Below are 252 nucleotides of genomic sequence, written 5' to 3' on the forward strand. Positions count from 1 at the left end.
GCAACTTCTTGAACGGCTTGTTGTTCAGACCGACGAGCAGTGCGGCGATCGTGCGGTTCGCTTCATCGAGACTGAACAGGCGCTGGTGGCGCAGCCGTGCCAGAATCCAGCGCTGAACAAGAAGCACTGTGGCGCGACAATCTGGATGAGAGACGCGCGACAAACAAGATGAGAATGTCGCGGCGAGGTTGATGATGCCGATGTTGATTGACGCTGACAAGCGTTTGTTGATTGACGCGCGGCGCATGTTGC

The 252-nt window shown here is 56.7% G+C and carries 1 pseudogene; it reads right to left on the reverse strand.

Features of this window, described 5'->3' with window-relative positions:
- A pseudogene (locus tag GWC77_RS28750) lies at window positions 1–252 on the reverse strand (IS21 family transposase); the annotation flags it as partial.

Source organism: Paraburkholderia sp. NMBU_R16 (assembly GCF_013282575.1).
Taxonomy (GTDB): Bacteria; Pseudomonadota; Gammaproteobacteria; order Burkholderiales; family Burkholderiaceae; genus Trinickia.